Here is a 13,205-nt window from a genome sequence, read left to right as displayed (position 1 = left end):
GCTCATGTGCCAGCCTCCACATTTTCAAGGAACCATTCAAAGAAGGCCTGAAACTCGGCCGCAGCCTCCCGCCCGCTTCTGGTTGAAACCTCGCTGACTGGCATGCCTTCCGCCTCGGCTTTTTCGTAAGCAGTCCGGTTCCGGATCGCATGCGGAATGATGAGCTGGGGGAACTCCGCCGCCATGACCCGCAGGGACTCGCGCTCCATCTCCTTCACCGCGTCAAAACGGGACGGCAGCAGGCCCAGGAACTTCACATCCGGGTTGATCTCCCGGACTTCGACCAGAGCTTTCAGCACGGTCTTGATCCCGTCCACGGAAAACCGCTTCAGTTCAATGGGCGCAAGAATGTAGTCGGCTGCCAGCATCGCCCCATAGACGGTTGCGCTGTAGGTCGGCGGTGTGTCGATGATACAGAAGTCCGCCCCTTTCAGCGCCTGCAGCGCTCCGGCCGTGTTGCGCAATATGGCGTCGTCACGGACGACCGGCATGTCGGCATGCCCCTCGATCAGCACAAGTTCACCAGGGGCGGCCGTGAACTCAGGCGGCTCCCCCGCCTCCACCAGGTCGAGTGCATTGCCGGCCACGCGCTGACGTGGCAGCGCCGTCGTGAGATTGCACTGGCTGTCCAAGTCAACCGCCACCGTGGAATATCCCGTTAGCATTAAAGAATAGGCCAGCTGTGTGGCGACAGTCGTCTTGCCGGTGCCGCCCTTGTTGTTTGTTATGACTATGGTTTTCAATATTCAGTCCTTCCTCGCGCACTCCCGCACCCCTGAGGAGCCCTGGCCCAAAAAGGCAACGGGCAGATTCTTCGGGGCTTCAGCAATCACATCGGGTGCGGCTGTAATATTTGAATACATCTTGTTCCGTTCGCCGGACCCTCATCAGGGAGAACCGGACACAAGCTCCGGGGCAGCGGTGGTTGGAAAAAACAAGACGAACAAAATGGGTTACGGGATGCATCAGAAAGGTTCACGAAAAGATATTCTCTCATGAAAGCCCCTGCCCTTGCGCGCCACCACCACCGGAGGTTGTGGTACCTTCCGCCGCTCAGGACATCAATCCCGAAAGCAAGTTACCGCCTGCAGTTTCAAAAGACGCAGAGCAGCTCGGTTCAAATCGCTCCTTTGCCGCCTCCGCTTCAAGCGGCGGTGCGGCCATCTGTTGAACCGGCCAAAAAAAGGCCCTGCATCTGCAGGGCCAGGTGCTTCCTTCCACCGCAAGGAAACCAGGGGAGACTAGTCCTTTGAAATCTGCCCGGGATCGCGGTTTTTTGCAATCACCCCATCGTGCCGGATTGCGGCAATCGTTGAATCTGTTCTGCGGGTCAGCTCTACCCCGTCACCTGACACCATCGCCTCGGCAAACTTCGTTTTCTTCAGAACTGCGCCATCTGCTTCCAGGTAGGTTGTATCCCCTTCGGCTTCGCGGGAAACAGATCCATCCGCTCGGATGCGGATCCACGTCCCATTGACCTGAACGGACAGACCGGTTTCCTCAATCACGATGCCTTCCCAACCCGCGCCGGGATCGCGGCGCAGCACGATGTGGTCCGGGCGCAGCTTGATCTGAACGTCTCTCGGGTCTTTTGGATCCGCAGCTTTGAGGACCACAAATGCTTCCTGCTCCTCCGGGTCGGAATGCAGGGTGGCGTTTGCATTCTTCGGCGGCCACACTTTCGCAGTATCGCGCTTCCGTCCGGACGGGTCGCGGTGAAACCCTATATAGAGCTGTGCCGCCCGCCAAACGCGGTGGATGTTCTTCTTCATAAATAAGTTCCTGTCCTGATCTTATTTGCCCCCTGCCCCACCGGCGCAGAGCGGCCCGTAACTGGTCGATGCTCTTTGGCTGAAACCGCCGCTGCCTTTGGCTTTCCCTAGCAAGTGATCTTTCGGTTACCATTGCCCGCTGCACGGCAGCGCACTGTTTGCTTGTGAACCGCCAAACAAACTCTCCTTTCTGATGTCACCCTTCACGAGTTCAGGCAATGGATGAAACCGGTGGCAGGCGCTGCATCGCTGAGATGGCCGCAGAATTCGCAAGCGGGTGCGGGTAGCACTCTTGCCTCCGTGCTTTCGCTGCTTGGCTTATTGGGTATTCCTGAACCTTCCTGCAATTGATGCGCCGGAAGCGTGAGAGCTCATACTGTTCTGTGCTGGATCAGGAAGCGGCGGCCGACGCCAAAGATACCGCCCTTCCTGAGAAACGCCCAAGCCTCATCGATCCGGGTGTGTTTCAAAAACTTTCTGATAGTTCTCACCTCCTTCCCGTCGCGTGACAAACCAGCCGGATCGCGGCCCCGAAGGGCCGCGCCGGTGTCAATATTCGCTTGGCAAAAGCAGCGTCAGAACGCGGCGGGTGTTCTTGTGGTCCAGCGGTTCATCTGCCCCGTAACGGTAATCCGCGTCATACAGGTCAAGTTTCCACCACACGATCTTGCCGAAGACCTGAACTGCACCCATGGAGTGATCTCCGTAGGGATCGTTGTCCTCGGTGAAATTATCAAAAGCAGCGGTTTCAAGAAGCGCGCGGGTGACAAACTCCGGCCCCTCGGCGGAAACACCCCGGGTGGCCACAACGCGGCCCTGATAAACCGGATGCCCGCCAAGAGGTGCCTGGGCCCGGAAAGCATCGTTTGCCTTGGCGGTTTCAGCCGCCTGCAGTTTCGGGTTAACGACGTTCCCCGCTGCGCAAAGCGGACAGCATTCCGCTGCACCTTGCTCCTGTTCAGCCTCTGCGCCGCAGGTATTGCATTGATATTGTGCCATTTCGGCCTCCTTTTGATGGGGCGTTGGGGCTTGGTGCCCTCCTTCCGCCAATGGGCGCGGCCTCTCTGCACTGACTGCTGAAAGACCCCGTGTCTTTCGGCTGGCAGAGCGGGGAGGGCGAAGCCCTGCCGGCGGCCTGGGCCGGGACTGTCACGGGGGCGGATGGAGGCTGGCGCGGCCCGCAGGCATAGCCGAGGACACGGGCCTCCAGGAGCCGCCGCGCAATGCGCGGCGCTTGCCCCTTGACCGGCCTGGCCCAGGATGCGGGCGGACAAAGCTAAATGAAAAATGCCGGGGCTGGGGTGAGCGGGCGAAGCCCGCCGATCCCCTGCCCTGTCGCCTGGACCATGCAATCCGCGCACGCCGCGCGGATTTCTTCTATTTCAAAGTGACGTCCGACGCCCAGACGAGGTGGTGGCCGTCAACCGCCCACCTTCTAAACATCTCGCACGCCCCGAATAGCTCGCCCAAAAAAATCTCTGTGCGCTGCCCGGCGAGTAGCTCCACTAAAAGGACTTCGTAGCCAAGCAGACCGTCGGGAACAGGAGGCCGTCGTGGTGAGGTGTTTCTCGAAGCCGGCCGCGCAGTGAGGGCACTGGCGAACTTGGGTCCATTATTCCGCGATCAGTTTACGAACGACACTTACAGGCAAGAACATCCGCAACGGGTTCGAGGACAGCGACTGAAACCCATAGCTTTCATAAAGCGCCTTGCGCCGCGCAACCCGGTCAGGATTCCCGCAGTCAAGAACGTCAAGCATGACGATTGCCACACCGATAGCATCAGCTGCAGCGGCAATCCGGCGCAGCGCATCGACGAGGAGATCCCCCCCATAGCCCCCGCCCCGGAAATTCTGATCACGGCCGATCATCGAGATATAGGCCGCCGGAATGTTGCCGTGTGCAGGCCGGGTACGGGCAAATTTCGAAGGCAGATCTCCATAGTGCACTGCATGCGCATTGAGGGCGTAAAAGCCAATCACGCTGCCGTCACTCGCGGACATGACAAAAAGCCGGACATTGTCCGCCTTGGCGAGTTTGTTCGCGGTCTTCCGGAAGTAATTGTCAACTTGCTCCACGCCGCAAGAAAAGGCCGTTCGATCGTGCTTGGAAGGGTCGAACGGCTCGATGACGCTGCCAGCGGACTCTGTGGGAGCCATTATTTTGAGGTAACGGTTTGTCTGTGCCTGCGGAAAGCCGCAGCCAATTCTTCAGTGGGCGCTGCAGGCGCATCCAGAGCCGTGAAAAATGCTTCATGATCGACCGGCTGCAACACAGTGCGCTCATGAGCCGAAATCGTTGCCAGGGCAGCCTGATAAGCTGCATTCATCGTGAAGACAGAATCGTCCACACCGGACAGGGCCGCAGCCTGCTGGATCGCGTTTTTAATACGCGGCTTGGTCCGGAAGTTCATCCGGGCTTCGTTGCGCTCATCTATGGCGCGTGTGGTGTCGTGGAAACCAAGCATAGCCGCCTCCTGTCACGTGGATCAACATGTACATCAGATTGACGTACATTTCAAGAGGCTACTTTTAAGGATTCGATTGAACTTCTCCCTGCGGCCGGCCGTGTAGCAGGAAGAAGTTTACCGGCGTAGCTGGCCTAGCGGAAGGCCACCGGTTGCAGCCAGAGATCACGCAGCGAGGCTAAGATCGGATGCTAAAAGGACGTCATCGAACCTGACCTACGCAGCTGCAAGATGGAGACCCAGACAACCGAAACCCGGATCGCTGCCAAAGCCCTCACCCCCATGACTCGCCTCGGTCGTGCGGCCTATGAGCGTGTCGCACAATGAACCGGTGAAAGGGCAAGTATGGCCAAAGCTCTATTCATGCAACACGGTTCGTCTCCGGCTGACGGCCGGTATGCAAATCTCTGAGACAACACTTTGGCGCCGACCGGAACCCCTGCTCTGGTCGGCGCATCCGGCAACTTCGACTTTTAGGCGGAGCTTGGCGCCACGCATAAATCGGCCCACAGATCAATCTCTGATCATACTGAAGTCTGGATGCGCATCGATACGGAAGCAAAATGGACCTTCCCGGACGCTACGGTCCCCGCTGCGCCTGGCTCGTCAGCGGCAGGCAGCTACCAGTTCAGCTCGGAGGCTGCCAGTCCTATTCGAGGAAACCGGAAGTCGAAGATCTACCACCTCAATGGCTGTTCAGGATTTGGGCGAATTTCTGCAAGGAACGTGGTTGTCTTCGAGTCAGACTGAGCGGCCGAGGCCCAAGGATACTGCAAGGCAAAGAACTGCAATCGGGGTTCTTCGAAAACCGAGTGCAACACTACGGAGGATTTGACCACCGTCAAATGGCCAACGGTTCTGCAACAGATTTCGTTGGGATTTCAGCAGCGCGATAAAGCGCAGGTCAAGAGTCCTGGCTTCCGGAGCGCCTTGAATCGCGTCGGCACATTGCCACAACTCGTTCACCCCAGAGAGTTGGCCATGGCCAACTCCGTGTTCTTGTGGTCAGCCCTGCCCACGGCACACGCCTGATCCGCGTTCTGCTATGCCGGTGATGAATTCACCGAAACCAAGTACAACGAGAGCTTCTGTGCAAGTTGGCCATGGCCAACTTCTGATTTTAGGACCTCCGCTAGTGCGACTAATCTCAACCGAAATGACGATCGAATGACCGCTATCGGAGCCCGCAGGCCATTTCCAGGACCAGCTCATATCTCTGCGTTTGGCTAAAACTCTGACAAACATTGCCCATGAGATGGCCAACATTTAAGTAAGCCCTTTCGGCGGCCTCAGGATCAATCCTTGTCATAAGCCAAACGTGAATCTTGAACTCAGCTTGGTTCGACCAGCTGTTGGTCATAGCCAACTTCTGAGAGACCATCCCGCGAATATTATTCTCAAGCCGGATGGGAGCCATACGCCTTGAGCGAGTAGCTGAGCGTATCTGGCTGTCGATAAAGGGTAGCTCCGAGCAAGAGGTGGAAGCTGCCAGACTGATCGCTTGAAAAAGTGCTCGCATCTGCAAATGCTGCGCGGTCCAGCACAGTCAGCATTTCCGCTTGTGGCTGATCCAATCCCGAACTGTGGGGTTATCACGTGCCTCGCTATGGCAAATCAAGCAAGCAACAAGATTACGGAGTTCCAGATATAGCCTGGCGATAACGTCTCATGACGGGATCGGCTGGTCGAGATCTATAGCTTCAAACTCATTTCAATGCAGCGAATAGCGCCGGGCGCGAAAGCTGCCTTTGGAAAGAGCTGACCATAGCCGACACAACGATCCCGCGCGATGGTTGGCGCCGTTTGCAGAGTGCGGGAATGGCGTTTACCGCAGCGCACTAGGGCAGGGCGGCTATCTAAAAAGCCTTGAAGGCGCAGGCATACCCTCATTGTGCAAAGCGTCCTGCAGGCAGATGGGCAGAAGGCAGGCTTGCGAAGAGAACGTTGGCTGAGGCCAACACCCTTGCGCATCTGTTGGGGGCTAAGGCGCCAAGCCTTATTAGGAATGGGATTAGGCCTCCAATTGCGCATTACAACGGTTTCCTAATGCTGCCGTACGCGATAGAGCGATTATGACCTGCAAGGCTGATAAGGTATGCTTCCGGGCGTTCGATGCGCATCGCATTTTCAGCGATATAGTTCAAAGATCTCAATAGTTCGCTGAGCCCGAGCCTCGCCTGGGTTTTCGCTAGGCATTCCCAGCCAATCCCAACATAGTTCGCCATTGTCTGCACGATGGTTTCCAGATCCTGATGGCTCTTTGGTGGCTTAGGGAAGAGCTCCGCGATTTCTCTGCAATCATTCCACAGTTCCAGAAGCGATGCTTCGCTTCTCTCCGAGATTTTTAATGTATCTGTTTTTTGTGACTCTACTTGGCGGACATTTTGACCGTTCCCGGCGGACTCTTTCGCGGATTCCACATGCTTGCGGTCATGGGCTGTACGCGGTTTGTTGGCTTTGATTTCCCCAGTGCATGGATGCTCGGTGGGGTTCAGGTTGCGGGAAACATCCTGAACTTCGGAGATTTCCTTGAGCCGGGTCAGCAGTGATTTGACTTCTCTCAGCTTCAAAGTTGACCGGCGAAGGATGGTTTTTGCTTGGGTCACATACTCCAGAATCTCATCGTTCAGTGTATGTGCAGCCTTCAGCAGATCGGCGCGCAGTGTCAGTGCCTGGGCGCGCAATCCGCGGATTTCTTCCTCTTCTAGCTCAATGTCGGCGGCCATCTGGACAATGTTGTCCGCGGCCAACAGGAGGGGGGTAAGATCCAGCCCGTAGGCCGCGCAGACTTTGCCGTTCGATTTGATAGGAAAACGCTTCCTGGTCGCGCTATCACGTCGACGCAGAAGGCCGAGTTTCACCAGCTTTGAAACATGTCGGCGCAAGACTCGCTCGCACATATTGTTTGCGCGGCCGCAAATGGTCTGGTTCGAAGCATAGATCACGAGAATGAAGCTTGGATCTACCGGGAGCTCAGCGCCAGTTTTGGTGTCCCGGCAGGGCAGAAAACTCAGCAAAGTATCAACAACAAGAACATCGCCTGTTGTGAGTCCGATTTTGCTGCGGCACTTGCGCAGTGCGCGCATGAGATCTCTGCGCAGTACCGGCCGGAAGCCTGCGTGTTCAGTTTGGACACAGCTCACCTGTGCCCCGGCACTGCATGCCGCGGATGTGATGGTTTTCATGCCTTTTCAGACGGCAAAAAGGTACCGTTCACCGAAATCGGTGTTGCAGTGGTTCAGTTTTCGGGGTACCAAGTAAGTGTCTAAGTTACAGGGACCCTCTGTAAAGCCTTACCGCTTTCGGGGGGTTTCTTTTTGCTTAAGTGTCTGCCTCCTTTGTGTTTTTGCTTCTGCTGCTCAACTCACCATGGGGTTGGCCATGGACAACTTAATGAAATCAATGACTTACATGTGTTGGCCAAGCGAAAACCCTGGCCAACACCCGATCACGAACCCTTCTTTGACCAGGTCTCGTATAGGGCCGACAAGTTGCTTTTGACGAATTCAATGAATTCTTCCTCCTGCTTTCCGCCGACCTGGATTGTCAGTTTTCCCTTGCCTACCTGGTATTTCACCTGAGAGCCCGGGAGCTGCGTCGGAGCCGGGGCAGGGGGGCTTTCGGACTTAGCGGCCCGCGTCGGCGCAGTGGCACGTCGTTCAATCTCCTGCAATGCTTCGATGAGCTTGTTTACCCTGGCTGGAGCCCCTTCGGCTTCATCCGGTATCAGCGCTATCATCTTATCCTCTGAAGGCGCGCACTCAAGCAGCGCCAAGCGCCGAAGTTCCATCCAGGGGCGCCTGCCGACATCATGAGCGGCACCAATGCGGTTAACTACACCTGCCGGGATGTCTCGCACGATCGACAACAGGCGGCTGAGCGTGCCCTTATCAACTGCGAGTGCTTCACAGATCTCAGTGCGTGAAAACTCTGCCTTTTCGAGCTCCGTTGCAAAGACCGCCTGTTCAATGAAGCTGCGCTCTAGGCGGGCTGAGTTTTCAAGTGCCTGCGAGACAAGGGCCTCACGCAGGTTCATCTCTTTGATAAGTGCGCGGACCCTAATTCCTAGCCTACGGCATGCAGCAATGCGGCGTCGTCCATAAACAACCTCATAGCGCGGTCCTTCGCCCCGGCGGAACCGGAGCATAACAGGAAGTTCTTGGCCGGAGTTGCGGATTGATTCAACAAGGGGGTCCAGTCCAACCGTAACGTCGAACCGGTCCGAAATTTCGGAATCAGCAATGTCGGATACATCAACATCTTGGGCCGCCTGAGAAGCAACCTGCGTCAAGACATCAGACATGTTTAACAACGATTTAGGCGCGCCCTCTTTTGATGGCGCGGCCGCAACTGAAGGGGTAGGGGCCTCCGGCTTCTTTTCCGCCATTTTTTGGAGACTCTTAGCGAGCAGGTCACGCTTCATCGTCTACCTCCCGCCCCCAGGATGCCTGGATCTTGCGCTCGATATCGTCGGCAATGCCATTTATGGATTCGATGGCGCGATCGTATGTTTTCCTGTTTTTTGAACCGCTTAGGTCGACCTCGAAGACGGTCTTCTGCCCAAGTCCGGCGTCGCTGACGGCAGAGGACTTAACAAAAGGTGTCGGGATCACGCTGTCCCCCAGGATCTCCCTGATCCATTCCGCGAGATCCTGCTGGGCGCTAATCGAGGTATCGAAGCGGGTCAGCAGATATGTGAAGTTGTCATAGGCGCCGATGCCGCCATTGGAATGGAGAACCTCAAGGACGCCAGATGCCATGTTCAGGAACTGGCTTGCGGACGCAAGGTCCACCCGTTCCGGGATGATGGTCATCAACAGGGAGGTCGACGCGCAGACCGCCGACATGGTTAGGTAGCCGAGCTGCGGCGGGCAGTCGATTATGACGATGTCATAGTCATCTTCCAGCTGGCGCAGTGAATCACGAATCCGGTTGAAGAAAACCGGCTGCTCCCCGCGGCTGAGGGCGGTAGGGGTTTCAGTCTCGAACTCGGACAACATGATGCCGCCCGGGACTAGATCCAAGTTCGGGAAGTACGACTTCCTAAGAACTTCCGTGATCGGGACGCGGTTGGTTTCGCCGTCATTATAGCGGATGGCATCATACAGAGTTCCGCCGTGGCGGAAGTCAATTTCGGGCTGGTATCCGAAGAAGGTTGTAAGAGACGCCTGCGGATCAGCATCAATAGCCAGAACCCGATACCCCCTCAACGCAAGTCGCTGCGACAAGTGAACAGAGGTGGTGGTCTTGGAACTGCCTCCCTTAAAGTTGACCGTAGACCAGATCTGAAGCTTATCGTCTTCACGGCGGCCTGGCAGGAACTGGAGAGGATCCTTGGCGTTCTGCGCCAGAATTTTACGGATCTCCAGGATGTCCTCGGCCGTATATGAGCGCTTGTTACCTGGGCCTTGTTCGACCTCGGGAATTTTCCTGTCGAAATGCGACTTACGTAGGTATCCATCGCTCACGCGAAGGAGCTGAGCAACTTCTGATGAAGTGAATGTCCTGAGCTGCTTCTGTTCCTTTGGTGCGAGGAACAGCTTCGACATTGCGTCGAGCGCTTCCGATAGCCTATCGGCGTCGGTACGAAGCTTGCTGTGCAATACTGCGTCCATATTTACTGCCCGTTCTATGGTCTTTCTGACTTCCGTTACTTGCCGTTGTGATCAAAACGAACGGTGTAGAAACGGAAGCTGAGACCTTTCTGACGTTATCTCGTTACAAGCTATGCAGGGGCAGGGGAGCAAACTCAAGGAAAAACAGCAGGTTTAGGTTGTGCTTTTTGCTCCACAGATGGACCCGTTATTGAAGGTGAACCGTTAAGGGATTTGGGGTGCATTACTGTAAGTTGCTGAAAAACAACATAAACAACTTCCCACATCGTTCCTGTGGATAGTTTCCCCCTGACGCATAAACACATTGAAACGCCAAAACACATCCAAGCCGGTGTTGTAACGCAGGCGCACATAGGCACATGGCATCCGAGCGACAAAGGAGATGGCTTTGTGCTGCAGTTTTGATTCTGGAAGGGTACGGGAATCAGCTACGAAATGCTCTGCCGCGTTTCCCGTTCATGATATTGCTATGCAAAACCGCACGAAGCAGTGCCGCGCGTCGCTTACCGCATGGTCAGCTGTGCGCTGCGGTGAGGTTTGCAATTCGAAAACGGCCTAGCTTAACAGGCCCCTGGTCTTGGCCCGGTCCAGCAGCATTTTCGCCTACGAGGCGGACCATTTCGACCGGCCACGCGGGGTGCACTCATGCATGGTTTCCAGCCGGTGTCGCGTTTAGTTACGGATTTCATGAAACTTGAACACCGCCATTCTACCTTAGCGCTTCATTACGGCGGCTCCGCAGGCTGGAATTCAGAGCCCTGCCGCTTTCGTCAGGTTGACCCGGAACCGGTCGCGGCGGCGCTGGTAGCGCCGGGTCATCTCGGCAGAGGCGTGGCCGAGATGCTTTTGGACGTATCGCTCATCGACTTCGGCGGATGAGGCCAGACCGGCGCGCAGGCTGTGCCCCGAAAAGAGTGCAAGGCGGTCCTTGTCGGGCAGCTCGGCGCGGATGCCGGCATCGAGTACGGTTTGCTTCACAAGCCGCGCGACATGTTTGTCGCCGAGGCGAGTTTCAAGCGCGCGCTTGCCATCGCGCGAGCACCGCACGAAGACCGGCCCGAAATCGATGCGTGCGAAGTGCAGCCATTGTTCCAGGGCACGCACCGGGCAGGACTGCTCTCCGGAGCCGCGCCCGATCTCGACCTCGCGCCAGCCGGTCTTGGCGTTCAGCGTGAGCAGGGCACCCTTGTCGAAGATTTCGACCCAACCGCGGGAATCCGGTGTGTCGTCCTTGTGCACGTCGAGACTGACGATTTCACTTCGGCGCAGGCCCCCGGCATAGCCCAGGAGCAGGATCGCGCGATCCCGCAGGCCGCGCAGGTCGAAAGGAAGGGTGGCCACCATGGCCAAGATGTCCTCGGGCAGGATCGCTTCCTTCTGTACCGGCGGGCGGGCATGTTTGCGCCGGATACCGGCCAGCACCGTGGCGATGTGGCGGTCCTTCCGGTCGAAAGTGAAACCGCGCTGCGCGTAGTTCCAGGAAAGTCCGGAGAGGCGCCGCTCGATGGTGGAGACTGAAAGGGGCCGATCTGCCAACGCCGATGGGATCTTCCCGGCTGGGGTGGCCAGGTCCGCAACGTAGAGCCCGATCATCTGCGGCGACGGGGGCAGCGGATCGGTGCCTTTCAGTCGGCACCAGCGGGCGAAATGCTTCCAGTCGGCGGCATAGGCCTTGTGCGTGTTCTCGGCCGCCGAAGCCTCCGCATAGCCCCGGGCGGTATCGACCAACCGGTCAAGTGTGCCGGAGCCGGCGACGTGGGCGGGCAGGGAGATGGTCTTGCTGGACGCTTGATCTCTCTCGTCGACCGGAGCATCGTCTGGTGTGTCGGAGGGTGCTGAAGTGGATTTCTCGCGTTCCGGCGCCATCTTCTCTCCGCAAATTCTTTATTCCTGAGGCTGTGCAACAGCGTATCGCCATAATGTCCGATAAATCAAGGTTATTGGACATTACCAGAAACAGGAGAGCGCGGCGGTTTTCACATAATATTGTAGTCAAAAGCGCCGCGGCCCGCTACGGTCTGTTGCCTGACCTATGCCCGGCCCGAGCCCCCGCACGACCCAACCACGTTACCCCCGATGCCGGGCTGGGTCACCGGCCGCTGCCCGGAAACCCCGGAAGATGTGGCGTTTTTATCAGGCGCGGCGCTGGGGCATCTGCATCTTGTGCTCAGCAGGGGCGACGTGCCCCAGGCGTTGCTGCGGGAGCGGCTCGCGTTGCGCGCAGCAACGCCTGCGCCGCCTGTTACGGGCGTATCGAGAGGGCACCGGAACTGCGCGATGCGGCGCAGTTCCTGATCCCGTCCGGATCATTCTGACACAAGTGCCGTCAGGAGGGGCTACCCAACCCATCGTCAAAGCCGATTCAACCCTAAAATCTTACTGAACATGAGGTTGGATTAAGGCCCCGTCGAAGGCCCCGTTCATTGCCTGTAACTGGCACGCATTGATGATCGCGTCGCAGACCGGTTGCAGGGCCACGCCGCGCCTGACCAAGACGCCAACGCTCGGGCATTCGTGGTCTCCGGCCAGGGGCAATTCTGCTACGTCGCCGATGGCATAAGTCTGTTTCGTCATTGGGCGGATATTAAAAATTGCGTAGCCCATCCCAGCGGCAACCATGGCACGTATCATGTCGGTGGATCGGGCAGAAAAAATTACGTTTGGTTTCAGCCCCCGCGACTCGAACAGGCCCAAGAGATATTGTTTGGAAAACTCGAGTTCCAGCACCACCAAAGGCTCGGGCTCAAGCTGGTCCAGCGTCACGAACCGGCCCGCCGCGAGGGGGTGATCAACCGACAGGGCAACGTGGGGTGGAGCGCGGAAAAACGGAATAAAACTGTACTTCGACGTGTCCAGCATACCGTAGCAAAGGGCGAAGTCAGCCTCGCCACTGTCGATCACCTGCGGGATCTCATTGGTCGAGACGTCCATGATTTCGATTTTGAGGTTTTTGAAACGCGCCCGGACATCCTTGAGGATGGTGGGCAATAGGATCGGTGCCAGCGGTGTGAAACAAGCAATGCGGGCAGTGCCGCCGAGAACGGTGTTCAATTCGGAGACGCGCATGTCAAAGCGGGCCTGCGCGGCAAGTAGAGAGCGAACCTCATCGATGAAGGTCCGTCCGAACTGCGTTGCGCGGATGCCACGAGACGGAGTGCGCTCAAACAGTGGCTGGCCTGACTGGCCTTCCAGATAGTCGATGGCGGCCGCTATCGAGGAGGGCGAAACAGTAAGGGCGTTGGCCGCATGAGTGATTGACTGGTGGCGTTCGGCGGCCTCGACGTAGTGCAAGTGTTTTAGAGTGTAGTGCATCCTCTCCCTCATCATTTCGGAGGAATAACCGCACGACAAT

The 13,205-nt window shown here is 57.3% G+C and carries 11 protein-coding genes; 1 reads left to right on the top strand and 10 read right to left on the bottom strand.

Annotated elements, in window-relative coordinates:
- Window positions 1–2 precede the first annotated feature (2 nt).
- The 9 genes from KUV26_RS21900 to KUV26_RS21860 all read right to left on the bottom strand — a co-directional run bounded on the left by KUV26_RS21900 (window position 3) and on the right by KUV26_RS21860 (window position 11,719).
- On the bottom strand, window positions 3–743 hold the full coding sequence (locus KUV26_RS21900; protein ID WP_222510017.1) for a ParA family protein: 741 nt from the start codon (window positions 741–743) through the stop codon (window positions 3–5).
- A gap of 498 nt (window positions 744–1,241) precedes the next feature.
- A complete protein-coding gene (locus tag KUV26_RS21895; protein ID WP_222510016.1) occupies window positions 1,242–1,772 on the bottom strand; it encodes a hypothetical protein in 531 nt (176 codons plus the stop codon).
- 549 nt (window positions 1,773–2,321) lie between these two features.
- Window positions 2,322–2,771 carry a DUF3768 domain-containing protein gene (locus KUV26_RS21890; RefSeq protein ID WP_222510015.1) on the bottom strand — a complete coding sequence of 150 codons (450 nt, stop codon included), beginning with the start codon at window positions 2,769–2,771 and terminating at the stop codon, window positions 2,322–2,324.
- Between the two features lie 613 nt (window positions 2,772–3,384).
- Window positions 3,385–3,930, bottom strand: coding sequence for a GNAT family N-acetyltransferase (locus tag KUV26_RS21885; RefSeq protein WP_222510014.1), 546 nt, complete (start codon window positions 3,928–3,930; stop codon window positions 3,385–3,387).
- Complete coding sequence (locus KUV26_RS21880) at window positions 3,930–4,238, bottom strand: DUF1778 domain-containing protein (RefSeq protein ID WP_222510013.1); 309 nt, start codon at window positions 4,236–4,238, stop codon at window positions 3,930–3,932. The genes KUV26_RS21885 and KUV26_RS21880 overlap by 1 nt, the downstream gene beginning before the upstream one ends.
- Before the next feature lie 2,030 nt (window positions 4,239–6,268).
- Window positions 6,269–7,423 (bottom strand): plasmid replication protein RepC, encoded by a 1,155-nt coding sequence (repC, locus tag KUV26_RS21875; RefSeq protein ID WP_222510012.1) that lies wholly within the window; start codon window positions 7,421–7,423, stop codon window positions 6,269–6,271.
- A gap of 263 nt (window positions 7,424–7,686) precedes the next feature.
- Window positions 7,687–8,661, bottom strand: coding sequence for a plasmid partitioning protein RepB (gene repB / locus KUV26_RS21870; RefSeq protein WP_222510011.1), 975 nt, complete (start codon window positions 8,659–8,661; stop codon window positions 7,687–7,689).
- Entirely contained in the window at window positions 8,651–9,853 is a 1,203-nt protein-coding gene (gene repA / locus KUV26_RS21865; RefSeq protein WP_222510010.1) for a plasmid partitioning protein RepA, read from the bottom strand. Before repA ends, repB begins: the two co-directional genes overlap by 11 nt.
- A gap of 750 nt (window positions 9,854–10,603) precedes the next feature.
- Window positions 10,604–11,719, bottom strand: coding sequence for a tyrosine-type recombinase/integrase (locus KUV26_RS21860; RefSeq protein WP_222510009.1), 1,116 nt, complete (start codon window positions 11,717–11,719; stop codon window positions 10,604–10,606).
- Window positions 11,720–11,929: 210 nt separating this feature from the next.
- On the opposite strand from KUV26_RS21860, the gene KUV26_RS21855 reads away from it, so the two are divergent.
- Window positions 11,930–12,148 carry a DUF1403 family protein gene (locus KUV26_RS21855; protein WP_409996956.1) on the top strand — a complete coding sequence of 73 codons (219 nt, stop codon included), beginning with the start codon at window positions 11,930–11,932 and terminating at the stop codon, window positions 12,146–12,148.
- 81 nt (window positions 12,149–12,229) lie between these two features.
- Here the strand turns inward: KUV26_RS21855 and KUV26_RS21850 are convergent, their stop codons facing one another.
- Window positions 12,230–13,165: a LysR family transcriptional regulator gene (locus KUV26_RS21850; RefSeq protein ID WP_222510008.1), complete on the bottom strand. Its 936-nt coding sequence runs from the start codon at window positions 13,163–13,165 to the stop codon at window positions 12,230–12,232.
- Window positions 13,166–13,205: the final 40 nt, after the last annotated feature.

This window comes from Leisingera daeponensis, assembly GCF_019801465.1.
In the GTDB taxonomy this organism is placed as follows: Bacteria; Pseudomonadota; Alphaproteobacteria; order Rhodobacterales; family Rhodobacteraceae; genus Leisingera; species Leisingera daeponensis_A.
The sequence above is the reverse complement of the archived record's forward strand: the minus strand, read 5'-3'. Positions and strand labels throughout refer to the sequence as shown.